At 74.1% G+C, this 21,670-nt stretch carries 17 protein-coding genes; 11 read left to right on the forward strand and 6 right to left on the reverse strand.

Annotation, left to right across the window (positions count from 1 at the left end; genetic code table 11):
• The first annotated feature begins 7 nt into the window (after nucleotides 1-7).
• Complete coding sequence (locus tag BMY04_RS06600; RefSeq protein ID WP_232506144.1) at nucleotides 8-1,231, forward strand: PQQ-dependent sugar dehydrogenase; 1,224 nt, start codon at nucleotides 8-10, stop codon at nucleotides 1,229-1,231.
• Between the two features lie 151 nt (nucleotides 1,232-1,382).
• Here the strand turns inward: BMY04_RS06600 and BMY04_RS06605 are convergent, their stop codons facing one another.
• Both BMY04_RS06605 and BMY04_RS06610 read right to left on the reverse strand, forming a co-directional pair.
• A complete protein-coding gene (locus tag BMY04_RS06605; protein ID WP_091178320.1) occupies nucleotides 1,383-2,597 on the reverse strand; it encodes a cupin domain-containing protein in 1,215 nt (404 codons plus the stop codon).
• Between the two features lie 99 nt (nucleotides 2,598-2,696).
• Complete coding sequence (locus tag BMY04_RS06610) at nucleotides 2,697-2,924, reverse strand: BatC protein (protein ID WP_091178321.1); 228 nt, start codon at nucleotides 2,922-2,924, stop codon at nucleotides 2,697-2,699.
• Between the two features lie 346 nt (nucleotides 2,925-3,270).
• On the opposite strand from BMY04_RS06610, the gene BMY04_RS06615 reads away from it, so the two are divergent.
• Both BMY04_RS06615 and BMY04_RS06620 read left to right on the forward strand, forming a co-directional pair.
• Entirely contained in the window at nucleotides 3,271-6,633 is a 3,363-nt protein-coding gene (locus BMY04_RS06615; RefSeq protein WP_198409965.1) for a DEAD/DEAH box helicase, read from the forward strand.
• Nucleotides 6,634-7,335: 702 nt separating this feature from the next.
• Nucleotides 7,336-7,653 carry a hypothetical protein gene (locus BMY04_RS06620; protein ID WP_091178322.1) on the forward strand — a complete coding sequence of 106 codons (318 nt, stop codon included), beginning with the start codon at nucleotides 7,336-7,338 and terminating at the stop codon, nucleotides 7,651-7,653.
• A gap of 12 nt (nucleotides 7,654-7,665) precedes the next feature.
• Here the strand turns inward: BMY04_RS06620 and BMY04_RS06625 are convergent, their stop codons facing one another.
• Together BMY04_RS06625 and BMY04_RS06630 are read right to left on the reverse strand one after the other, a co-directional pair.
• Nucleotides 7,666-8,475: a response regulator transcription factor gene (locus BMY04_RS06625; RefSeq protein WP_091178323.1), complete on the reverse strand. Its 810-nt coding sequence runs from the start codon at nucleotides 8,473-8,475 to the stop codon at nucleotides 7,666-7,668.
• Nucleotides 8,476-8,553: 78 nt separating this feature from the next.
• The gene (locus tag BMY04_RS06630) at nucleotides 8,554-10,767 is read right to left on the reverse strand and encodes a sensor histidine kinase (RefSeq protein WP_091178324.1); all 2,214 of its coding nucleotides are present in this window, start codon (nucleotides 10,765-10,767) and stop codon (nucleotides 8,554-8,556) included.
• A 105-nt stretch (nucleotides 10,768-10,872) separates the two neighbouring features.
• Between BMY04_RS06630 and BMY04_RS06635 the strand changes: the two genes are divergently transcribed.
• Entirely contained in the window at nucleotides 10,873-11,250 is a 378-nt protein-coding gene (locus BMY04_RS06635; RefSeq protein ID WP_232506145.1) for a response regulator, read from the forward strand.
• Entirely contained in the window at nucleotides 11,247-11,636 is a 390-nt protein-coding gene (locus BMY04_RS06640; RefSeq protein ID WP_139209777.1) for a hypothetical protein, read from the forward strand. Before BMY04_RS06635 ends, BMY04_RS06640 begins: the two co-directional genes overlap by 4 nt.
• A gap of 46 nt (nucleotides 11,637-11,682) precedes the next feature.
• Here the strand turns inward: BMY04_RS06640 and BMY04_RS06645 are convergent, their stop codons facing one another.
• On the reverse strand, nucleotides 11,683-12,243 hold the full coding sequence (locus tag BMY04_RS06645) for a rhomboid family intramembrane serine protease (RefSeq protein ID WP_091178562.1): 561 nt from the start codon (nucleotides 12,241-12,243) through the stop codon (nucleotides 11,683-11,685).
• A 250-nt stretch (nucleotides 12,244-12,493) separates the two neighbouring features.
• On the opposite strand from BMY04_RS06645, the gene BMY04_RS06650 reads away from it, so the two are divergent.
• From BMY04_RS06650 to BMY04_RS06675, 6 genes are all read left to right on the forward strand, one after another.
• Complete coding sequence (locus BMY04_RS06650; RefSeq protein ID WP_170854027.1) at nucleotides 12,494-13,540, forward strand: DUF4192 domain-containing protein; 1,047 nt, start codon at nucleotides 12,494-12,496, stop codon at nucleotides 13,538-13,540.
• A 53-nt stretch (nucleotides 13,541-13,593) separates the two neighbouring features.
• The gene (locus BMY04_RS06655) at nucleotides 13,594-14,538 is read left to right on the forward strand and encodes a carbohydrate kinase family protein (RefSeq protein ID WP_091178328.1); all 945 of its coding nucleotides are present in this window, start codon (nucleotides 13,594-13,596) and stop codon (nucleotides 14,536-14,538) included.
• A 235-nt stretch (nucleotides 14,539-14,773) separates the two neighbouring features.
• Nucleotides 14,774-17,068 (forward strand): family 78 glycoside hydrolase catalytic domain, encoded by a 2,295-nt coding sequence (locus BMY04_RS06660; protein WP_091178329.1) that lies wholly within the window; start codon nucleotides 14,774-14,776, stop codon nucleotides 17,066-17,068.
• Nucleotides 17,069-17,218: 150 nt separating this feature from the next.
• Complete coding sequence (locus tag BMY04_RS06665; RefSeq protein WP_091178330.1) at nucleotides 17,219-18,577, forward strand: ABC transporter substrate-binding protein; 1,359 nt, start codon at nucleotides 17,219-17,221, stop codon at nucleotides 18,575-18,577.
• Nucleotides 18,578-18,671: 94 nt separating this feature from the next.
• Nucleotides 18,672-19,598, forward strand: a complete 927-nt coding sequence (locus tag BMY04_RS06670; RefSeq protein WP_091178331.1) for a carbohydrate ABC transporter permease — start codon at nucleotides 18,672-18,674, stop codon at nucleotides 19,596-19,598.
• Nucleotides 19,598-20,425: a carbohydrate ABC transporter permease gene (locus BMY04_RS06675; protein WP_091178332.1), complete on the forward strand. Its 828-nt coding sequence runs from the start codon at nucleotides 19,598-19,600 to the stop codon at nucleotides 20,423-20,425. Before BMY04_RS06670 ends, BMY04_RS06675 begins: the two co-directional genes overlap by 1 nt.
• A 40-nt stretch (nucleotides 20,426-20,465) precedes the next feature.
• Here BMY04_RS06675 and BMY04_RS06680 read toward each other — a convergent pair whose 3' ends face one another.
• Nucleotides 20,466-21,503, reverse strand: a complete 1,038-nt coding sequence (locus BMY04_RS06680; protein WP_232506147.1) for a LacI family DNA-binding transcriptional regulator — start codon at nucleotides 21,501-21,503, stop codon at nucleotides 20,466-20,468.
• Nucleotides 21,504-21,670: the final 167 nt, after the last annotated feature.

The following is a 21,670-nucleotide window of genomic DNA, read 5'->3' on the forward strand; positions in this document are numbered from 1 at the left end:
CGTCCAGGTGACGTCCTTCCTGCCGCGACCGTCCCGGCGCACCGTCCTGCTCGGCGCGGTCGGGGTCGCCGCCGGGCTCGCCGGGTGCGGCAACCCGGGAGCCGGCGACGGGAGCGCGCCGAGCCCGACGTCCGCCGGGGCCGCCACGCCCAGCGCGAGCCCGACGGCCGGCGCGTCGCCGACCGCGTCGGCACGCCCCGGCCCGAGCCCCACGTCCAGCCGCACGTCCCGGCCGAGGCCCAGCCCCACGCCGACCGGAAAGCCCGACCCGGAGGTCGCGGGCACCATCGTCGACGACCTGGACGTGCCGTGGGGGATGGACTTCTTCGGCAACGGCGACGCCCTCGTCTCCGAGCGTGGCACAGCCCGGCTGCTGCGGATCACGACGAAGGGGAAGGTCACGCGGCTGGGCGAGGTGCGCGGGGTGTCGGCCGCGACCGGCCTGGGCGAGGGCGGGCTGCTCGGGGTCGCGCTCGCGCCGGGTGACGAGGACACCGTGTTCGCGTACCTGACCTCGTCGTCGGACAACCGGCTGGTCCGCCTCAGCATCGCGCGCGGCCGCGTCGGGAGGCCGAAGGCGCTGCTCACCGGCATCCCGACGAGCGTCCACCACCACGGCGGGCGGCTGCTGTTCGCGCCCGACGGCACGCTGTTCGTCAGCACCGGCGACGCCGAGGACGCGGCGCTGGCCCAGCAGCGGGGCTCGCTCGCGGGCAAGGTCCTGCGCGTCCGGACCGACGGGCGCGCCGCCTCCGGCAACCCGTACGGCAACCGGACCTGGAGCTACGGCCACCGCAACGTCGAGGGCCTGGCGTTCGACGGCGCCGGGCGGCTGTGGGCCACCGAGTTCGGCGACAAGCGGGCCGACGAGCTCAACCGGATCGTCAAGGGCCGCAACTACGGCTGGCCGCGGGTCGAGGGCCGCAGCTCCGACGACCGCTACACCGACCCGCGCGCCACCTGGTCACCGACGAGCAGCTGCTCGCCGTCGGGTCTGGCGATCACCCGGTCGACGGCGTTCGTGGGCGCGCTGCAGGGCCAGTGCCTGTTCACCGTCGCGCTCGACGGGACCGACGCCGGGAAGCCGAAGGCGCACTTCGCCCGGGACCACGGCCGCATCCGGACGGTCGCGCTCGCGCCGGACGGCGCGCTGTGGATGACCACGAGCAACACCGACGGACGCCGTACGCCCGGCAAGGACGACGACAAGATCCTGCGCGTCACGCTCTGAGGCGGCCGGCGCCGACCCGCGCGCCCCGTCCCGCCGCTGGAGCCGCCCCGCCTCTGCGTCGAGCGGTAGGTTGCGGTGCCTTTGACCCCCGTAGAGCCGCGGCAACCTACCGTTCGCCGGGGAGGGCTGGGGCGTGCGGCCCGAGCGGGAGTCAGCCCGCGACGACGACCGCTCCGAGCAGGAGGCGCCGGGCGAGGTCGTTGCCGAGGTCGGTGACTCCTGCGGAGCCGTCGTCGAGCAGGGCCTTGACCGGGGCGACGTCGGCCTCGTCCAGCACCAGCTCCCCGGCCCGGCTGCGCAGCACGCTGCGCCCGCCGGCCTGGTCGAGCGTCGGGGCGAGGTGGTCGCGCAGCCGCAGGACCGACCCGGGCTCGAGGGCGTTGACGGCGTCGAGCTGGGCGAGCGGCCCGACCGGGGCCGGGCGGCGCGAGTCCCGGTCGGCGCGACGCAGCGCGCCGGCCACGGCGTCGAGGTCGGCGGTCCGGACGGCCTCCAGGAGGGCGGCGCGCACCTGCTCGACGTCGGCGCCGAGCGTGTCGGGCCGGGTCGGGTCGGTGCCCAGGGCGAGCGAGCCGCGGACCGCGGCGTCGCCCGCGAGGGTGGCCAGGGCCTGCGTGGTCAGCTGCTCGGCGAGGGCGTACCGGGTCCAGGTGTGGACGCCCAGCGTGAGGTGCGTGCTCACGCCGCCCAGCGCGGTTGCCGCGTGCAGGAAGCCGCGGGGGAGGTAGAGGCAGTCGCCCGGCTCGAGGACGGCCTTGATCAGGGGCGGCTCGGCGGCCGCGCGCTGGACGGCGGCCCGGCGGTCGGTCCAGGGCTGGTCGCGCAACGGCGCGTCCCACACCGGCGCATGGATGCGCCACTCCTTGGTGCCCGCGACCTGGAGGACGAAGACGTCGTGGACGTCGTAGTGGTCGTCGAAGCCCTGGTTCTGCGGCGGCGTCACGTACGCGTTGGCCTGGACCGGGTGACCCAGCTCCTCGGCGAGCGCCCCGACGAAGTCGATGATCGGCGGCCAGACCCGGTGCAGCGCCTGCAGCACCATCGTCGCGCCGTCGCCGAACAGGGCGACGAGCTTGCTGTCGCTCACCTGGTCGGCGATCCCGGCGCCGACGCCGCCCGGCGCGGTGAAGGTGCGGTCGCCGAGGGTCGAGCCGTTCTTGGCCACCCGGAGGAACGGCGCCCGCAGCCCGCGCTCGGACACGAGCTCGTCGACGGTGCGCTCGTCGAGGAGGTCGGTGAAGGGGTGCGGGAGCTCGGAGGCCCGGGTCAGCAGCGCCCGCCGGCCCCAGTACTCGTGGGCGAAGGTCGCCCGGTCGACGGCGACGAGCCGGTCCAGGGCGGAGGTGGGTACGGCGGGCTCTGGCACGGGTCCTCGCGGTGGTTCGTGGTCGTTCGTGGTGGTGCGCGGTGTCGGGGACGACGACGGTGCCCGGCCCGCAGGCCGGGCACCGTCGTCAGGCGAAGATCAGGCGCCGCCGTCGGCGCCGCCGTCCTGGACGCCCGGGGTGCCGTCGGCGCCGCCGTCAGCGGGGCCCTCGGCGCCGCCGTCGGCGCCACCGTCCTGGACGTCCGGGGTGCCCTCGGCGCCGCCGTCAGCGGGGCCCTCGGCGCCGCCGTCGGCGCCACCGTCCTGGACGCCCGGGGTGCCCTCGGCGCCGCCGTCGGCGGGACCTTCGAGGCTGCTGTCGCTCATCGCTCCTCCTGGTGCTCGTGCGGCTCCACCCCTGGGGGCAGGTGGCCGCGGTCACGCGCCGATCGGCGCCTGGAGCCATCGAACCATCCGGCCCCGGCGCCCTCTCGCGGAGGGTCGGGGACCCGGGACCGGCCCAGCCGCCGTACGCGCGCGAACCCCTGTGCCCGTGGGCGCCTGGCCACCCTGCGTACGTGCCCGCGCCGCCCGCGGCCTCGAGCGGTAGTCGTCACGCACGAGCGGTACCTCGTCCCGATCAGGACGGGCCAGTGACCGGGAAGACCTACCGCTCGGCGTCCACGGCGCGAGGAGGGCAGAACTGTCGGAGGGCGCTACTAGCCTGGCGGGCGTGCGGGAGGACGAGGCGATGGCGGGGGCGGAGGCGGCGCTGGCCGGCCTGCTCGCCCCGTCCGACGAGCCCGCCTCGCCCTCCTCGGGTCGCACCGGGGGCGCTGCGGAGCGGCCCGTCGGGGCGCTGAGCGACGCGGCCATCGCGGCGCTCGTCGGGCCGGAGGCGTTCGCCCGCGCCCTGGTCGCGGTCCGGTCGGGCCACGTCAGCCACGTCGAGGTCGACGACGCCGCTCGTACGGTCTCGGGCCGGGTGCGCGGCACCCACCGCGACGACTACGAGGTGACGGTCTACCTCGCCTCCTCGGCCTCCGGCACCACCACCGTGCACCGCTCGCGCTGCACCTGCCCCGTCGCCCTCGACTGCAAGCACGCCGCCGCGGTCCTCGTCGTCGCCCGCCACGAGCAGGGCCCCGGGCCCCGCGTCGAGCGCCCGGAGTGGGAGCGCCTGCTCGGCCCGCTGGTCACCACGCCGCCGCCCACGACCGCGGTCGAGGTCGCGCCGCTCGGCCTCGAGCTGGGCGTGGAGCGCATCCCGGCGCACCGGGGCTACGCGGGCCGCCTCGACCTGCGGGCGCGCCCGGTCCGGCGCGGCCGCGGCGGGGGCTGGGTCCGCTCGGGCATCTCCTGGGAGGACCTCGACTTCGTCGCCCGCTCGTACGTGCCCGCCCACCGCGAGCTGCTGCTCCAGCTGCGGGCCGCGGCCGGCTCCAGCGCCCGCCAGCCGCTGCCGCGCAACGCCTGGCTGTCGTTGCAGGCGGTGAGCAGCGCCTTCTGGTCGCTGCTCGACCAGGCCGGCGGCGCCGGGCTCGACGTCGTCGTCGAGGACCCGCTGCGCGGCTTCGAGGTGGTCGCCGGCGCCGAGGTGACCCTCGACGTACGCCGCGTCGAGCAGGTCGGGCTGCTCGTCGGCCCGCGGGTCCGCCTGGGGGAGGCCGGCGTCGAGCTGACGTCGGTCGGCGTCCTGGGGGAGCCCGCCCACGGGGTCTTCTCGCTCGGGGCCGACTCCCGGCTCACCCTCGCCCGCCTGGAGCGGCTGCTGCCGCGCGAGCTGCGCTCGCTGGTGGTCGGGGCGCGCCCGCTGCTCGTGCCCCGCAGCGACGAGGAACGTTTCGTCGGCGACTTCGTGCCCGCGCTGCGCCGCCACGCGCCGGTCACCTCGCGCGACGGCAGCGTCGCGCTGCCCGTCGACGTGGCCCCACGGCTGTCGCTCACCGTGACGCCGCGACCGGAGCACCGGGTGCGCCTCGACTGGGCCTACCGCTACGTGGCCCCCGGCGTCGACCGGAGCGTCGACCTCGACGACGAGACGTCCGCCGCGCTGCGCGACCCCGCACGCGAACGGGCCCTGCTCGAGGGGCTCCCGCTCCCGTACGCGGGCACGCCCGTGCTGGCCGAGCCCGGCTCCGAGCCGCCCACCCCCGCCGCGCACGCGCTGCTCGACGGCCTCGACGCCGCGCTGTTCGTCGAGCGGACCCTGCCCGCGCTCGAGGCGTCGGGCGTCGAGGTGGTCCTGGCCGGTGAGCTGCCCGGCTACCACGAGGCCGTGGCCGAGCCGGCGATCGCGGTGAGCGCGACCGAGCGGGCCGAGACGGCCGACTGGTTCGACCTCCACGTCGAGGTCAGCGTCGAGGGCGAGCGGGTGCCGTTCGACCAGCTGTTCGTGGCGCTGAGCCAGGGCGAGGAGCACCTCGTGCTCGACAGCGGCGTCTGGTTCAGCCTGCGCCGCCCCGGCCTCGACCGCCTCCGCGACCTGATCGAGGAGTCCCGCGCGCTCGACGACCGCGACTCCGGCGAGCTGGCGATCAACCGCTACCAGGTCTCGCTCTGGGAGGACCTCGTCGAGCTCGGCGTCGTCGCCAACCAGGCGTCCCGCTGGACCCGGGCCGTACGGGGCCTCGCCGGGGGCGACCCCGCGACCGCCCCGGAGGTGCCCGCGACGCTGCAGGCCACGCTGCGGCCGTACCAGGCCGAGGGCTTCGCCTGGCTGCACCGCCTCTGGTCGCACGGCCTCGGCGGGATCCTCGCCGACGACATGGGCCTGGGCAAGACGGTCCAGACGCTGGCCCTGGTGGCGCAGGCGCGCCTCGAGCAGGCGCAGGACGCCGCGGCGGCGGAGGTCCCCGCGCCGCCGTTCCTGGTCGTCGCGCCGACCAGCGTGGTCCCGGGGTGGGTGGCCGAGGCCGCACGGTTCACGCCCACGCTGCGGGTCGTGAGCCTGGACGGGCGCGGCCGCCGTCGGGTCCCGCTCGCCGAGGCCGTGGCCGGCGCCGACCTGGTCGTCACCTCGTACGCCCGCCTCCGGCTGGACGTCGAGGAGGTCGCCGCGCTCGGCTGGTCGGGCCTGGTGCTGGACGAGGCGCAGTTCGTCAAGAACCACCGCGCGAAGACCTACCAGGCGGCCCGACGGGTCGGCGCACCCTTCACCCTGGCCATCACCGGCACGCCGCTGGAGAACAGCCTCATGGACCTCTGGTCGCTGCTCTCGGTGACGGCACCGGGGCTGTTCCCGTCGCCGCAGCGGTTCTCCCAGTTCTACCGGCGGGCGGTCGAGCGCGACCACGACGTCGACAAGCTGCGCCAGCTGCAGCGCCGCGTGCGGCCGTTCGTGCTGCGGCGCACCAAGCAGGAGGTGGCCGCCGACCTGCCGCCCAAGCAGGAGCAGGTCCTGGAGGTCGAGCTCGCGCCGCGGCACATGCGCGTCTACCAGACGCACCTGCAGCGCGAGCGCCAGAAGGTGCTGGGGCTGCTCGACGACCTGGACCGCAACCGCTTCACCGTGCTGCGCTCGCTGACGCTGCTGCGCCGGCTGAGCCTGGACCCGGCGCTGGTGGACGAGGCGCACGCCGACATCCCCGCCGCCAAGGTCGAGCTGCTGCTCGACGACCTCGCCGAGCTGGTGGCCGAGGGGCACCGGGCGCTCGTGTTCAGCCAGTTCACCAGCTTCCTCGGCCGGATCCGCAACCGGCTGGACCAGGCCGGGATCGCGCACGCCTACCTCGACGGGTCGACGACGCGGCGCGAGCAGGTGGTCGAACGGTTCCGGAGCGGCGAGGCGCCGGTGTTCCTCATCAGCCTCAAGGCCGGGGGCTTCGGGCTCAACCTCACCGAGGCGGACTACTGCTTCGTGCTCGACCCCTGGTGGAACCCGGCCACGGAGGCCCAGGCCGTCGACCGGGCGCACCGGATCGGACAGACGCGCAACGTGATGGTCTACCGGATGGTCGCCAAGGACACCATCGAGGAGAAGGTGATGGCGCTGAAGGCCCGCAAGGCGGAGCTGTTCGGCTCGGTCTTCGACGCCGACTCTCTCGGCGGCGGCGAGCTCGGGGCCGACGACATCCGCGACCTGCTGGCTGCCTGAGCGCCCGCTCCGGCCCGACCCGACGCGGCCCGACCCGACCCGACCCGACCTGGAACCGTACGAGCACCCGCGGCCATGTCACGTCAACCCCCGTGTTCGCGTGACCTCCTTGAGCCAATGCTGAGGATCACTTAGCCCCAGCCGGCCGAAGAGTTGAGCCGCCGGCGACAGGATCGACGTCAGCCGGGTGCGCGCGAAGCAGCCCGGTGAGGACAGGCTCCGTGCCCACGGACTCCGGTCGCCACGGCGACCGGCCCGAGGGCGGGAGCGCAGGTCGTCGCCTCGGGGGAGGGGTCCGGCCGTGTCTGGGGCCACGACCCACGCCGGGAGGCGGAGGACGCGGTCAGGGGGGAGCACGGCTGGTGACGACGACGACGTCCGACCCGGTCTCAACGAGGGCACGACCGGCTCGGGGGGTGGACGGTGTCGTACGACGTCGTCCGCAAGTCGGCCGAGCTCGAGCAGGAAGCGTCGCCGGGGGGTGCGACGCCGAGGGGGATGCAGGGGCGTTCGGGAGGGCGCAGGGGCCGATCGGCACCGGTTCGACGAGGGGGAGGACCGGCGTCGGCGGACGGGCAGGGCGTGGGGGACGCCAGGCTTCCGTCAGAGGCACCTTGGGCTGGACCGGACGGCACCGGACGTGGGCCGGTCCCGGGGGCAAGACCGACGGGATCGGCTCACGCCGGCGTACCAGGAGGCGCAATGGGCGAGCACGACGCCATGATGGCGCGCTTCGTCCACGACTACCTCGAGCTGCTGGACCACCGGGTCTCCTCGATCCGGCACCACCTCGACCAGCGCAACTACATGACCGCCCACGTGGCGCTGCTGAGCCTGGAGTCGACCAGCGTGATGGTCGGGGCCGGCGAGCTCGCGGGTGCCGCGGGCGCCCTGCGGGAGGCCGTCGAGAAGGGCGAGCGCGACGAAGTCGGCGCGCTGCTCGCCGAGGTCACCACCGAGGCCGACCGGGCGCGCGACTCGCTGGGCGCGTCGCGCCAGGAGGAGCGAGGCTCAGCCTGAGACGGACCGCCGTCAGCGCCGCGCGTCGGCGAGGCGGTAGCCGACGCCGCGCACCGTCTCGATGTAGCGCGGCGAGGCCACGGGGTCGTTGAGCTTGCGCCTCAGGTTGGCCATGTGGACCTCGACCGCCCGGCGGTCGGAGTCGCTGACGTAGCCGCTGGTGGCGTAGTCGCCGCGCAGCTCCAGCGCCAGGGTGTCCTTCGAGATGACCCTCCGGTTGCCGGACATGATCGCCAGCAGCAGGTCGAACTCGCTGCGGGTCAGCTCCAGCGGCGCCCCGTCGAGGTCGACCAGCCACATCTCGGAGTTGATGCGCAGCCCGTTGTGGCTGAGCCAGCCGCCGGCGCTGTCCTCCTCGGGCTCGGGAGGCGCAGCGGCCTTGGGCGCCGCCACGGGAGCCGGTGCCGCCTCGGCGGCGCTGGCTGCGGCCGCGGCCTGGACCGGCGTCACGTAGCGACGCAGCATCGCCTCGATGCGGGCGCGCAGCTCACGCGGGCGGAACGGCTTGGTCAGGTAGTCGTCGGCCCCGGCGTCGAGGCCCATCAAGGTGTCGATCTCCTCGTCGCGGGCCGACAGCATGATGATGTAGGTCGAGCTGAAGGCCCGGATCTGGCGCGCGACCTCGAAGCCGTCGATGCCGGGGAGGCTGATGTCGAGGGTCGTGAGGATCGGGTCGTACGCCCGGACCGCCGCGATGCCCTCCTGACCGGACTCGCAGGTGTGGCAGCGGAACCCGGCCTGGTCGAGGATGGCGGCGAGGAGGTTCCGGATGTCGGCGTCGTCCTCGATCACGACGGCGACGCGTTCCGGCTCGGCTGCCATGGGAGTCACCGTACCGACACCGTTGCCCTCGTGACGGCAGCGCGCTGCAGAACGGGCAACGAGAACGCCCGGCGGGGCTCATCCACGGGCGGACGCCACCACGGCCTCGCGGCTCTCGGGCTGCGGCCCAGGGGCGTCAGGTGCCTCCGCCGCCGAGCCGGGCGCGGCCTGCCGGGCGTCGGCGTGGTCGGTCGGCTGGTCGCCCGCCGGGTCGGTGGTGCTCCGCGGCAGGGTGAAGTGGAGCGTCGCCCCGCGCTCGGCGTTGTTGCTCGCCCAGATCCGCCCGCCGGAGCGCTCCACCAGGCTCCGGCTGATCGCCAGGCCGAGCCCGAACCCGCCCTTCTCGCGGGCGTCGCTGGAGTCGACCTGCTCGAAGCGGTTGAAGATCCGCTCCAGCCGGTCCTCGGGGATGCCGCGGCCCTGGTCGCTCACGCGGAACTCGACCACCTCGGCCTGCTGGTCGGCGCTGATCTCGACCAGCCCGCCGGGGTAGGAGAACTTCAGCGCGTTGCCGATCAGGTTGATCAGGGTCTGCGCCGCGCGGTCGGGGTCGGCGTGCACGGCGCCGTCCACCGCGCCGACACGCACCTCGACGCCGGCCTCCGCGGCCAGCACCTGCATCTGCTCGACCGCCGCGTCCACGACCTCGCGCGCGCTCTGCCGGCCGGGCTGCAGCACCAGTACGCCGGACTCGATGCGCTCGATGTCGAGGATGTCGTCGACGAGCCGGTTGAGCCGGTGCGCGCTGATCGAGGCGATCTCGAGCATCCGGCCCGCCGCCGCCGGGAGGGGTCCGAGGGCCCCGCCCGAGATGAGCCCCAGCGAGCCCTGGATCGCGGTGAGCGGTGTTCGCAGTTCGTGGCTGACCATCGAGACGAACTCCGACTTGAGCCGGTCGACCTCGCGGCGCTGCGTGACGTCGCGGAAGATCACGACGGCGCCCACCACGACGTCCTCCTCGGTCAGCGGGGTCGTCGTCACCTCCACCGGCAGCAGCCGGCCGTCCGAGCGCACGTAGCTGTCCGCCTCGGCGGTGCTCACGAGGCCCTCCCGCACCGCCTCGGTGATGTAGCACTGGTCCTTGGGCAGGAGCTGGCCCTCGGGCCCGCGCTCGTGGAACGTGGCGTGCGCGTCGCGCCCGATGAGCTCGGCCGGGCCGTAGCCGAGCGCGCGGGAGGTCGCCGGGTTGACGAAGGTGATCAGTCCCTCGCGGTCGACGCCGTAGATCCCCTCGCCGACCGAGTCGACGAGGAGGTCGGTCCGGGCGGTGATCTGGCGCAGCGAACGGGTCCGCTCGGCGACGCGCTCCTCGAGCCGGCGCCGCAACCGGTCGTTGTCCAGCCCGAGCAGGATCTGCCGCGCGAGGACCGCGAGCACGACCAGCAGCAGCAGGACCACCGCCGACGGGCTCGCCCGGTCGGCGCTGAAGCCGGCGAGGGTGATGCCGAGCGCCACCAGGAACAGCGTGAACATGACGACGGTGCTGGGCAGCGGCGACCTCTCGCGGGACCCGCCCTCCGGCTCCGCGGCGCCGAGCGTGGGCGCCCAGATGGCCAGCACGAGCAGCAGGTAGCCCGACAGCCAGCCGGCGTCCACGAGGGAGCCGTAGCTGAACTGGCGGCCCGACGCCGCCACGAAGGCGAAGGCGAAGTCGGACGCGGCGAAGCAGTAGAAGCTCGCGGCGACGAGCCCGAGCATCAGGTGGTCGCGCCGGGAACGGATGTAGAGCAGGGTGGCCAGCGTCGCCAGCACGACGTCGGTGACCGGCACCACCAGCAGCGGCCAGCCGCCCGGGTTGTCGACGAGCAGGTCGGGGAAGAGGGTGACGTCGGCGACGAGCAGGATCGACCCGCCGATGACGATCCCGTCCAGCACCATGCGGGTGAGGTCGGTGGTCCGCCGCGGGCTGCTGGGGAACTGCACCAGACCGGCGACGGCCACCGCCAGCGCCAGGGTGAGCACGAGGTCGCCCGGCATGACGCGGCCGGGTGCGGTGGCCCGCGGCAGCACGAGCTGGAGCAGGTTCGACAGCGAGGCCAGCAGGCAGGCGAGCACGAACAGCACGTACGCGCGCCGTCGCCGTCCGGCGTGGCTCAGGATCCGGTGGCGGAACCCGAGGCCGGCGACCACGCCGCTGGTGGCCAGGGCGGTGAGGGTGACCGTCTGGCGCACGTGGTGCGGCAGATCGCTGGCGAGGACGACGACCAGGACGGCCAGGACCAGCACGACGGCGAGCCCCATCGAGCGGAGCCGGCGCGTCGCCCTCGTACGGGGGTCGAGGTGCCCCTCCATGCCCGTAAAAATAGCATCCGGGCCGCCCGCGACCACGTCGTCCGCGAAGGTTCCGGACCGGCCGCGCGGCGGTGCGCGCGGTACGACCCCCGTACGATGACCGGCGTGACGGGACCGGTGCGACGCGTGCTGGTCGTCGACGACGACGAGCTGCTGCGCGAGGTGGCGAAGGCGTCGCTCGAGCTGGTCGGCGGCTGGTCGGTCAGCACGGCGGCGTCCGGGCCGGAGGCCGAGGAGATGGCCCGCGCGGAGCACCCCGACGTGATCATGATGGACGTGATGATGCCCGGCCAGGACGGCCCGACGACGTTCGCGCAGCTGCGCGAGGACGAGGACACCCGCGACATCCCCGTGATCTTCCTGACCGCCAAGAACAACACCGAGGGCTGGCACGGCAGCGGGCTCGCCGGCGTGATCGCCAAGCCGTTCGACGCCATGCGGCTCGCGGCGCAGGTCAGCCGGCTGCTGGGGTGGGACGCGTGACCGGCGACGCCGGGCGCGCCGTCCAGGAGGGCTGGGACGACGTCCCCGTCGACGGGCCGGAGACGATCGCCGAACGGCGGCTGCTGGCCTCCTTCGGGCAGCGGGCGCGCGAGGTGAACCTCTCGCGCGTCGGCCGGCTGTCTGAGCTGTTCGACCGGGCCGACGCCGGTCGCCTGGACGAGGACGGGCGCCGCGAGGCCGAGAACCTCGCCCACCAGCTGGTGGGCTCGGCGGGCACGTTCGGCCAGGCGGGCGCCTCGCTGGAGGCCGTCGAGGTCGAGCGGTACTTCGCGGTGACCGACGAGGGCGCTGCGTGGTCGGCGGCAGCAGGCGCCGCGGGCGCACGCCGCGCGCTCGACCGGCTGAGGGCCGAGCTCGCCCGCTGAGCGCGTCCGCTGAGCGCGTCCGTCCGGCGGGGGCCGGTCGGTGGGCTCAGCGGTAGCCGTGCACGGGGGGCGCGGGCCTCCGGCTCTGGGCGTCGCGGCGGTGCAGGCCCCAGGCTGCGAGCACGCCGCCGACCGCCCCGCCGAGGTGGGCCTGCCAGCTGACCCCGCTGCTGGTGGGCAGGACGCCCCACAGCAGCCCGCCGTAGACCAGCAGGATCACCACGGCCAGGGCCACCTGGCCGGGCCGGCGCGACCACAGCCCGCGAGCGAGCAGGTAGGTGAACCAGCCGAAGATCAGCCCGCTCGCGCCGAGCACGATGGTCCCGGCCGGGGTGAGGAGCCAGGCGGTGAGGCCCGAAGTCACGACGCTGACCAGCGACGACACCACCCAGCGGGCCAGGCCGCCGAGCAGGACCAGCAGGCCGAAGCCGAAGAAGGGCAGCGAGTTGCTCGCCAGGTGGTCCCAGCCGGCGTGCAGCAGCGGAGCGGTGAAGATCTCGGGCAGCCCGTCGACCTGACGGGCGTGGATGCCGTAGGTGTCGAGGGCGTTGCCGCTCAGCTGGTCGAGCACCTCGAGGAACCACAGCCCCGCGAGCAGCGCCGCCATCACCACCACGGCGTGCAGCGGGCGCACCGGCCGGTCGGGCCGGCTGCTCGGGCTGAAGGGCTGGGTGACCGGCTGGCTGCTCATGCGCTCCTCCGTCGTCCTCGGGACTCCAGGGTGCCCGGTCGCGACAAGGCCGCGGCCCTGCAGCGGCCGTGCCGTCCGTCCACAGGGCTCGACGTCTGCGGGGCGTCGTCCACAGGCCGGCGCCGAGCGGCGGCACGCCGCGGCCACCGCGCAGAACGCTGCCGGTGTGACCACCTCCTACCGACCCGCCGGCCCGTCGCGCGACCCCGGACCCTCCGACGAGCCCGTCCGGCTCCGCGTGCGCGAGCCGGGCGACCTGCTCGCCACCGTCCCCTTCCTGCTCGGCTTCCACCCCGCGGAGTCGCTCGTCGCGCTGTTCCTCTCCTCCGGCCGGGTGCTGCTCGCGGCCCGCTTCGACCTCGCGCCCGGCCTCGAGGAGGAGGTGCAGGGCCTCGTGGAGCAGCACGCCGTCGAGGGCCTCGTCCTGGTCGCGTACGCCGCCGACGCGGACGCGGGCCGCGGGGTGCTGGAGAGCCACCGCGCCCAGCTGCACGGCGTGGAGCTGGTCGACCTCCTCCTCGTCGACGGCGAGCGCTGGTGGTCGCTCGCCTGCACGACCGGCTGCTGCCCGGCGGACGGGACCCGGTACGCCCCGGACGCGCACCCGATCAGCGCCGAGGCCGTCTGGGCCGGGCTGGTCGCGCGGCCCGACCGGGCGAGCGTCGTCGCCACCGTCGCCGGCCCCCCGCCCGAGCGTCACGCAGCGCTGGACCGCCGCGCCGAGGAGCTCGCGGCGGCCCTCGCGGCCGCGCCCGGGCGGTGGTCCCTCGACGACCGGCGGGCCGCGCTCGGGCTGGCGGTCGTCGACGCCCTCGTCCGCCTCGGCGAGCCGGCGTCCGCACCGGGCCCCGCGCCCCTCGACGACGACGCGTGCCTGACCCTGGCCCTGCTCGCGCATGAGGCCTCGGTGCGCGACGTCGCGTGCGCGCTCGTCACCCGGGAGGACGCCGACCGGCACCTGGCGGTGTGGCTCGAGGTGGTCGCCCGGACCCCACCGGGGCTGGCGTGCGGACCCGTCGGCGTCCTCGGGATCGCCGCGTGGGCCTCGGGCAACGGCACGCTGCTGAACGCCTGCTGCGAGCGGCTCGAACGGCTCGACCCCGCGTACCCGATGGGCCGGCTGCTGTCCGACGTCAGCCGGCGCGCGCTCGCGCCGGCGTGGTGGGACGCGATGGCCGACGGCCTGCGCGGCGACCTGGGGCTGGGCCGGTGAACGCACCCGGCGACCTCGTCGGCGACCGGCACCGGTCCCACTAGGGTGCGGGCATGACGCGCTTCGTGGTCTGCGGCGAGACCCTCATCGACCTGGTCCGGTCCGAGACCGAGGAGTCCACGCCGTTCCGGTCGGTGTGGGAGGCCCTGTCCGCCGGAGGCCCGATGAACAGCGCCGTGGCGCTGGGGACGCTGGGCGCGGAGGCCCAGTTCCTGGGCCGGCTGTCGACCGACGCCTTCGGCCGCCAGCTGCGCGAGCACGTCGAGGGCGCGGGCGTCGGGCTCGACCTGGCGACCGTCTCGCCGCAGGCCACCTCGATCGCCGTCGTCAGCCTCGACGAGGAGGGCGTCGCCAGCTACACCTTCCACTTCGACGACACGGCCAACTTCGGCTGGCGGGCCGAGGAGCTGCCCGAGCTCGCGGACGACGACTGGCTGCACATCGCCTCGCTCTCGTGCGTGGTCGACCCGGGCGCCGAGGTCCTGCTGGACTGGGCCGGAACCGTGCGCACCGGCGTCTCGTACGACATCAACGTGCGCCCCACGGTCATCACCGACCCGGCTGCGTACTGGGCCAAGGTCGAGCCGTGGCTCGCGGCCGTCGGGCGGCGCCAGGGCGTCGTCAAGGCCAGCGACGCCGACATCGACTTCCTCGCCCGCGCGCTCGGCGGCGGCGACCCGGTCGAGATCGCGGCCGGCTGGGTCGAGGAGCACGGCCTGGGGCTCGCGGTCGTGACGCTCGGCGCCGAGGGGGCCGCCGCGGTCGAGCCCGGCGGCGCCGTGACGCGGGTGCCGGGCTTCCGGACCGACGTCGTGGACACGGTCGGCGCCGGGGACACGTTCATGGCCGGGTTCCTCGACGCGCGCGTCGGCCACGGCCTCGACCTGGAGCAGAGCCTCCGCCGGGGGGCGGCGGCGGCCGCGATCGTCTGCGGACGCCAGGGCGCGCAGCCCCCGACCAGCGCCGAGGTCGACGCGCTCGTCGCGGCCCAGGGCTGAGCGCCGGGTCCCGACAGGCCCAAGGTCCCGACCGGCGGGTCGCTCCCGCCGGTGCCCGTGCGCGGTCGTCCAGGCGCCGCCATCAGCCCGTCCCTCGTCGCCGCACGCCTCGGCCACGACGTTGAATCGTGCCACCCGCCTTCCGCGCGAACCGTCCCGAGACGTTCGGTTGACGCCTGCAGCGGGTCGTGGTTGCCTGCTCTAGAACGTTTCATCCGCAACGACGAGGAGAATCATGCCCGAGTGGTCCGCCGTCCTGGTCTCGCCCGACTCCGACTTCGACGGCGCGCCGCTGCTGCGCACCGAGGTCCCGCTCGAGCAGGGCCACGGCGAGGTCGTGCGGGCGGTGCTGCGCGCCACCGCGCACGGCGTCTTCGAGGCGTACCTGAACGGGCACCCGGTGGACGACACCGTGCTCAGCCCGGGGTGGTCGAGCTACGAGTGGCGGCTGCGGTTCGTCGAGCGTGACGTGCTCCCGTTCGTGGCCGGTCTGGGTGAGGGCGAGCCCCTCGTGCTCGGCCTCGCGCTCGGCAACGGCTGGTGGCGCGGGCGCCTCGGCTGGGCCGGCGGTCGCGCGTACTACGGCGACGAGCTCGGGGCGCTGGCCCAGCTCGACCTGACCTTCGCCGACGGCCACACCCAGGTCGTGGGCACCGACGAGACGTGGACGGCCGGGCCGTCGGCGGTGACGGCGAACGACCTCTACGACGGCGAGACCATCGACGCCCGCCGCCTCGACGACTCCTGGCTCCGGCCCGGCCACACCGGGGCGGGCTGGACCGGCGTGCACCGCGGGGAGCTGGACCTCGCCACCCTCGAGCCCTACCTCGCCCCGCCCGTGCGCCGGGTGCTCGAGGTGCCGGCCCAGCGCGTGTGGACCTCTCCGGCGGGGCGCACCCTGGTCGACTTCGGGCAGAACCTCGTCGGCTGGGTGCGGGTGCGGGTGCAGGGCCCGGCGGGCAGTACCGTCACGCTGCGGCACGCAGAGGTGCTCGAGCACGACGAGCTGGGCACGCGGCCGCTGCGGACCGCGCTGGCGACGGACCACTTCGTGCTCAGCGGGGGCGAGGACGTCTTCGAGCCGACCTTCACCTTCCACGGCTTCCGCTACGCGGAGGTCGAGGGCTGGCCCGGCGAGCCGGACGCGGACGCCCTGACCGCCGTCGTCGTCTCCTCCGACCTGCGGCCAACCGGCGACTTCGCGTGCTCCGACGAGCTCGTCACCCAACTGCACCGCAACGCGGTGTGGGGGACCCGCGGCAACTTCCTCGACGTGCCGACCGACTGCCCCCAGCGCGACGAGCGGCTGGGCTGGACCGGCGACATCGCCGCCTTCACGCCGTCGGCGGCCTACCTCTTCGACGTCGACGACTTCCTGCGCGACTGGCTGCGCGACCTCGCCGCCGAGCAGCGCGCCGCCGACGGCATGGTGGCCTTCGTCATCCCCGACGTCCTCAAGTACGTGATCAAGGACGACCCGGCGGCCAGCGTCTTCGGCCCGCCCGACTCGACGGCGGTCTGGAGCGACGCGGCGGTCTGGGTGCCCTGGGCGCTGTGGCAGGCGTACGGCGACCGCCGGGTGCTGGCCGACCAGCTCGACTCGATGACCGCGCACGTGCGCCGGGTGGAGACGCTCCTCTCACCGAGCGGGCTGTGGGAGAAGAGCTTCCAGTTCGGCGACTGGCTCGACCCGACCGCCCCGCCCGAGAACGCCGCGCTGGCCAAGGCCGATCCGAGCGTCGTCGCGACGGCGTGCGTGTTCCGCAGCGCGACGCTGGTCGCGGAGACCGCCGCCCTCCTCGGGCACGGCGACGAGGCCCACTTCCGCGACCTCGCCGAGCGCACCCGCGCCGCGTTCGTCGAGCACTACGTCGGCGACGACGGCCGGATCAAGAGCGACGCCGTCACCGTGTACGCGCTGGCGATCGCCTTCGGCCTGCTCGACGAGGGCCAGCAGCAGCGGGCCGGCGAGCGGCTGGTCGAGCTCGTCCGGGAGGGCGGGCACCACATCCAGACCGGCTTCGCCGGCACGCCCTTCGTCACCGACGCGCTCACCCTGACCGGCCACCTCGACGACGCGTACGCCCTGCTGCTCCAGCGCGAGTGCCCCTCGTGGCTCTACCCGGTGACGATGGGCGCGACGACGGTCTGGGAGCGCTGGGACTCGATGCTGCCGGACGGGACGATCAACCCCGGGCAGATGACGAGCTTCAACCACTACGCGCTCGGTGCCGTCGTCGACTGGCTGCACCGCACCGTCGCCGGGCTGGCACCGCTGGAGCCCGGGTACGCCCGCGTGCTGGTGGCGCCGCAGCCGGGCGGCGGGCTGACCTGGGCCCGCACCTCGCTGGAGACCGCGCGGGGGCGGGTCGCGGTGGCGTGGACCCGCACCGACGACGGCGGCCTGGACCTCGACGTCGTCCTGCCCGAGGGCGTCAGCGGTGTCGTCCGGCTGCCGGGGGAGGCCGACCGCGAGATCGGCCCCGGCGAGCACCACCTCAACGCGGCCCTGGCCGCGGGCGTTGGCTGAACCGTTACGGGCCGGGCACGACCGGGCCCGCCCGATCTGTTGACGTCGGGCAGGTCCGGCCGTTACCGTTCGGGCATTGAAACGATCCAGGCAGCGACGCCCGGGTGGCTCTGGCCTCTGTGCGGCTGTCGTGTCTATTCCGGAGGTCCCATGACTCGAACGACGGCCCGCCGGGGCCTCGCCGCCGCGGCCCTGGTGTCGGCCACCGCCCTGGTCGCTGCCGGCTGCAGCGCCGGCAGCCTCGGCAGCAGCAGCGGCGACGCCAGCGGCGGCGGCAGCGGCGCGACCACGACGATCACCTACCTGACGCCCAGCGACGACACGACCGTCGCCCAGACGAAGGCGCTGATCACGGCGTTCCAGTCCGCGAACCCGGGCGTCACCGTCAGCACCGACACCCGACCGGGCGGCGCGGACGGCGACAACATCATCAAGACCCGGCTCGCCACGGGCGACATGGCCGACGTCTTCGTCTACAACAACGGCTCGCTGCTCCAGGCCATCAAGCCCGAGCAGAACCTGACGGCGCTGGACGACCAGCCCTGGGCGAGCCAGCTCGACGACAACTTCGCGGCCTCGTCGAAGGGCACCGACGGCAAGCTCTACGGCGGCCCGATCGGCACCGCGTTCGGTGGCGGCGTGCTCTACAACATCCCCGTCTACAAGAAGCTCGGCCTGCAGATCCCGAAGACGTGGGACGAGTTCATGGCCAACAGCAAGAAGATCAAGGACGCGGGCGGCGGCGTGGCGCCCGTCGAGCAGACCTACGGCGAGACCTGGACCTCCCAGCTCTTCGTGCTCGGCGACTACGCCAACGTCGAGGCGGCCGTGCCCGACTTCGCGACCAAGTACACGGCCAACCAGGCCAACTACGCCAACACCCGGCAGGCGCTCGCCGGCTTCCAGCACATCCAGGAGGTCAAGGACGCCGGCCTGCTGAACAAGGACTTCGCCTCCGCGACGCTCAACGACGGCATGAAGGCCGTCGCCACGGGCACCGCCGCGCAGTACCCGCAGCTGGGCGGGTCGGCGGCGAACATCGAGAACCTCGCCCCGGGCAAGACCAACGACGTCGGCCTCTTCGCCCTGCCCGGCGACGACGCGTCGAAGAACAACCTCACGGTCTGGCCGGGCACCTCGGCCCTCTACATCCCCAAGACCACGGAGGGCGCCAAGCTCGACGCGGCCAAGAAGTTCATCGCCTTCGCCGCGTCGCAGCAGGGCTGCGAGGCCACGATCCAGGCGTCGCCCCCGCAGGGGCCGTTCCTGTCCAAGGCGTGCACGCTGCCCTCGGACGTCTCCCAGGTGGCCAAGGACACCCAGGCCTACTTCGACGCCGGCCACGCGACCCCGGCCCTGGAGTTCAAGTCCCCCGTCAAGGGCCCGAACCTCGAGCAGATCTGCATCCAGGTCGGCACCGGCCAGGAGAGCGCCGAGAAGGCCGCCGCCCTGTACGACCAGGACGTCAAGAAGCAGGCCCAGCAGCTGAACCTGCCCGGCTGGGACTGACCGGCACCCCTCGGCGGACCCGGGACGCGACAACGCGCCCCGGGTCCGCCGCGGACCCCCTCCCCACGCACGCCCACACACCCAGGAGGTCGGGATGGCGAGCACCGTGAGCACCCCGGAGGCGACCCGCCTCGCCGCCTCGGGCACCACGACGAAGACCGGCAGGGCCCGCCGCAAGGGCCCGTACCCGTACTGGTTCCTGCTGGCGCCCGGGATCATCTACCTGGTCTTCTTCGTCGTCCCGACGCTGTCGTCGTTCTACTTCTCGTTCACCCGCTGGGACCTGTTCACCTCGCGCTGGATCGGGCTGGAGAACTACCGCACCTTCTTCGCCGAGCAGGCGCTGGTCATCGGGCTGCGGAACACCGTGATCTACGCCGTGCTGACCTCCGGGCTCAAGGTCGTCCTCGGGATGGCGCTGGCCGTGCTGCTGACGTCCAAGATCATCGCCCGGGGCTACCTGCGCTCGGTGATCTTCTTCCCCGTGCTCGTGAGCGCGATCGGCGTCGGGATCACCTTCACCATCCTGATGAACCCGGAGAAGGGCCTGATCAACACCTCGCTGGCGCGGGTGGGGATCGACGGGCCGGGCTGGCTCACCAACCCGAGCCTGGCGCTGGTCTCGGTCGCCCTGGTCGACGTGTGGAAGGGCGTCGGGCTCGCCACCGTCATCTACATCGCCGGGCTGGTCTCGATCGCGGGGGAGTACAACGAGGCGGCCCAGGTCGACGGCGCCAGCCGCTGGCAGCTCTTCCGCACCATCACGCTGCCGCTGGCCCGTCCGGCCACCGCGTCGGTCATCACGCTCTCGCTGATCGGCGGCCTGCGGTCGTTCGACATCATCTGGGCGATGACGCGGGGCGGCCCCGGCTTCGCCTCCGACGTCATCGGCTCGGTGATCTACAAGCAGTACCAGGCCGGCTTCTACGGGCTGTCGACCGCCGGCTCGGTCGTCCTCTTCCTGCTCGTGACCGTCATCGTCGTGCCGCTGACCCGGTGGCTCAACCGGGGGGAGGACTGATGAGGAACACCCGCGGCGTCGTCATCGGCGGGGCGGCGATCGTCTTCACGGCGATCTTCTTCCTGGTCCCGTTCGCCTTCATCCTCGCCCTCGCGTCGCAGGACCGGGTGCAGTCCAACGAGCTGAGCTTCAGCTGGCCGCGGCCCTTCGTGCTGCTGCAGAACATCGAGCAGGCCTTCTCGGCCCGCGACTACCTGATGGTGATCGCCTTCATCAACAGCGTCATCCTCACGGTGGTGAGCGTCGCGGCGCTGGTCTTCCTGAGCGCGATGGTCGCCTACGTGTGGCAGCGCCGGGCCGGCCGGCTCGGGAACGTCGTCGGCCTGCTCGTCCTCGCCGGGCTCATCGTCCCGCCGGCCATCGTCCCCACGATCTGGGTGCTCCAGGGGGTCGGCCTGTTCAAGACGATGCCCGGGCTGATCCTGGTCGAGATCGCGTACGGCCTGCCGTTCTGCATCCTGCTCTTCCGGGCCTTCATCGCCGGGGTCCCGCGCGAGCTCGACGAGGCGGCCGTGGTCGACGGGGCGAACCCGCTGCAGGTCTTCTTCCGGGTCATCTTCCCGGTGCTGCGCTCGGTGATGATCACCGTCATCACGCTGCAGTCGGTCCTGATCTACAACGACTTCCAGAACCCGCTGTACTTCCTGCCGGGCACCCAGAACGCGACCATCCAGACGACGCTGCTCAACTACCAGGACCGGTTCACGAGCCAGTACAACCTGCTCTTCGCCACCATCCTGCTCGTGATGATCCCGCCGCTGATCATGTTCATCTTCTTCAACCGCAAGATCGTGGCCGGCATGGCCGCCGGGTCGGTCAAGGGCTGATCCGGGCACGGGCGTGGACGGCACGGCCGCAGCGCGCCGCTCAACCCCGCGTGAGCGCGCTGCTGCGCCGGACGACGAGCTCGGGGGTGAACCGGACGCTCTGGTGCTCGTGCGGGGTGTCGTGGTCGGTCGCCTCGATCTCGGCGAACAGCAGCTCCGCGGCGCGCTCGCCCAGCGCCTGGCGTGGCTGGCGCACCGAGCTCAGCGGCACGGCCGCCGAGGCGGCGTAGGAGATGTCGTCGTAGCCGACGAGGGCGACGTCCTCCGGGACCCGCAGGCCGTGGGTGACGAAGCCCTGCAGGAGCCCGATGGCGAGCAGGTCGTTCATCGCGAAGACGGCGGTGGGCCGCTCGGCGTCGGGCAGCGCGACGAGCTGGTCGGCGGCGGCGACACCGGACGCGGACCCCGTGCTCGCGGTGGACAGGAAGAGCAGCGTGGCCGAGGCACCGTGCTGGCCGCGCGCGATCTCGGCCCCCAGGCGCCGGTCGCGCACCTGGTGCAGCGTGCCCGGGCCGCCGACGACCGCGATCGAGGTGTGGCCGGAGGCGAGCAGGTGGGCCGTCGCCAGCCGCCCGCCCTCGACGTCGTCGACCGACACCGAGCAGTAGCCGGTGCCGTCACCCGCACGGTCGACGATCACCACCGGGATGCCGCGGCGGCGCAGCGCGTCGGCCCGCTCACTCGGCCCGCTCACCGGTGCCCACAGCACGCCGCCGACCCGCTGCTGCTCCAGCACCCGCAGCTGCTCGCTCTCCCGCTCGGGGAGCGAGGCGCTGTTGCTGGCCTGCACGTGGTAGCCGTGCCCGAGCACCCAGTCCTCCGCGCCACGCAGGACGTCGGTGAAGAACGGGTTGCCGATGTCCATCACGACGACGCTGACGACGCGGCTGCGGCCGGCGCGCAGCTGCCGCGCGGACTCGTTCGGCACCCAGCCCAGCTTCTTGATCGCGGTCTCGACCCGCTCCCGGGTGGCCGGGCTGACCAGGTCGGGGGAGTTGACGACGTTGGAGACCGTGCCGAGCGAGACGCCGGCCAGGGTGGCGACGTCCTTCATGCTGGTCGAGGACCTGCGGGGCACGGGGGCTCTCCTGAGGGGTGCGGCGTCGCGACGGACCGCTTCCGCGTTGAAGGTTTCAGCACCCTACTGCGGGGAGCGCTCCCGGCGGGGGACCGCGTCGCCGTCGTGCCGTCCCGGCGACGCGGGCCGGCGGTTGACAGGCCGGGACCCGGGTCCTACTGTCGGAC

Source organism: Microlunatus flavus, assembly GCF_900110855.1.
GTDB classification, from domain to species: domain Bacteria; phylum Actinomycetota; class Actinomycetes; order Propionibacteriales; family Propionibacteriaceae; genus Microlunatus; species Microlunatus flavus.

Excerpts from the sequence above, each read along its gene's own strand:
- BMY04_RS06610 (WP_091178321.1), bottom strand. The coding sequence starts at position 2,924 with ATGAGCGACAGCAGCCTCGAAGGTCCCGCCGACGGCGGCGCCGAGGGC.
- BMY04_RS06620 (WP_091178322.1), top strand. The coding sequence starts at position 7,336 with ATGGGCGAGCACGACGCCATGATGGCGCGCTTCGTCCACGACTACCTC.
- BMY04_RS06625 (WP_091178323.1), bottom strand. The coding sequence starts at position 8,475 with ATGGCAGCCGAGCCGGAACGCGTCGCCGTCGTGATCGAGGACGACGCC.
- BMY04_RS06630 (WP_091178324.1), bottom strand. The coding sequence starts at position 10,767 with ATGGAGGGGCACCTCGACCCCCGTACGAGGGCGACGCGCCGGCTCCGC.
- BMY04_RS06645 (WP_091178562.1), bottom strand. The coding sequence starts at position 12,243 with ATGGCGGCGCTGCTCGCGGGGCTGTGGTTCCTCGAGGTGCTCGACCAG.
- BMY04_RS06655 (WP_091178328.1), top strand. The coding sequence starts at position 13,594 with ATGACGCGCTTCGTGGTCTGCGGCGAGACCCTCATCGACCTGGTCCGG.
- BMY04_RS06660 (WP_091178329.1), top strand. The coding sequence starts at position 14,774 with ATGCCCGAGTGGTCCGCCGTCCTGGTCTCGCCCGACTCCGACTTCGAC.
- BMY04_RS06665 (WP_091178330.1), top strand. The coding sequence starts at position 17,219 with ATGACTCGAACGACGGCCCGCCGGGGCCTCGCCGCCGCGGCCCTGGTG.
- BMY04_RS06670 (WP_091178331.1), top strand. The coding sequence starts at position 18,672 with ATGGCGAGCACCGTGAGCACCCCGGAGGCGACCCGCCTCGCCGCCTCG.
- BMY04_RS06675 (WP_091178332.1), top strand. The coding sequence starts at position 19,598 with ATGAGGAACACCCGCGGCGTCGTCATCGGCGGGGCGGCGATCGTCTTC.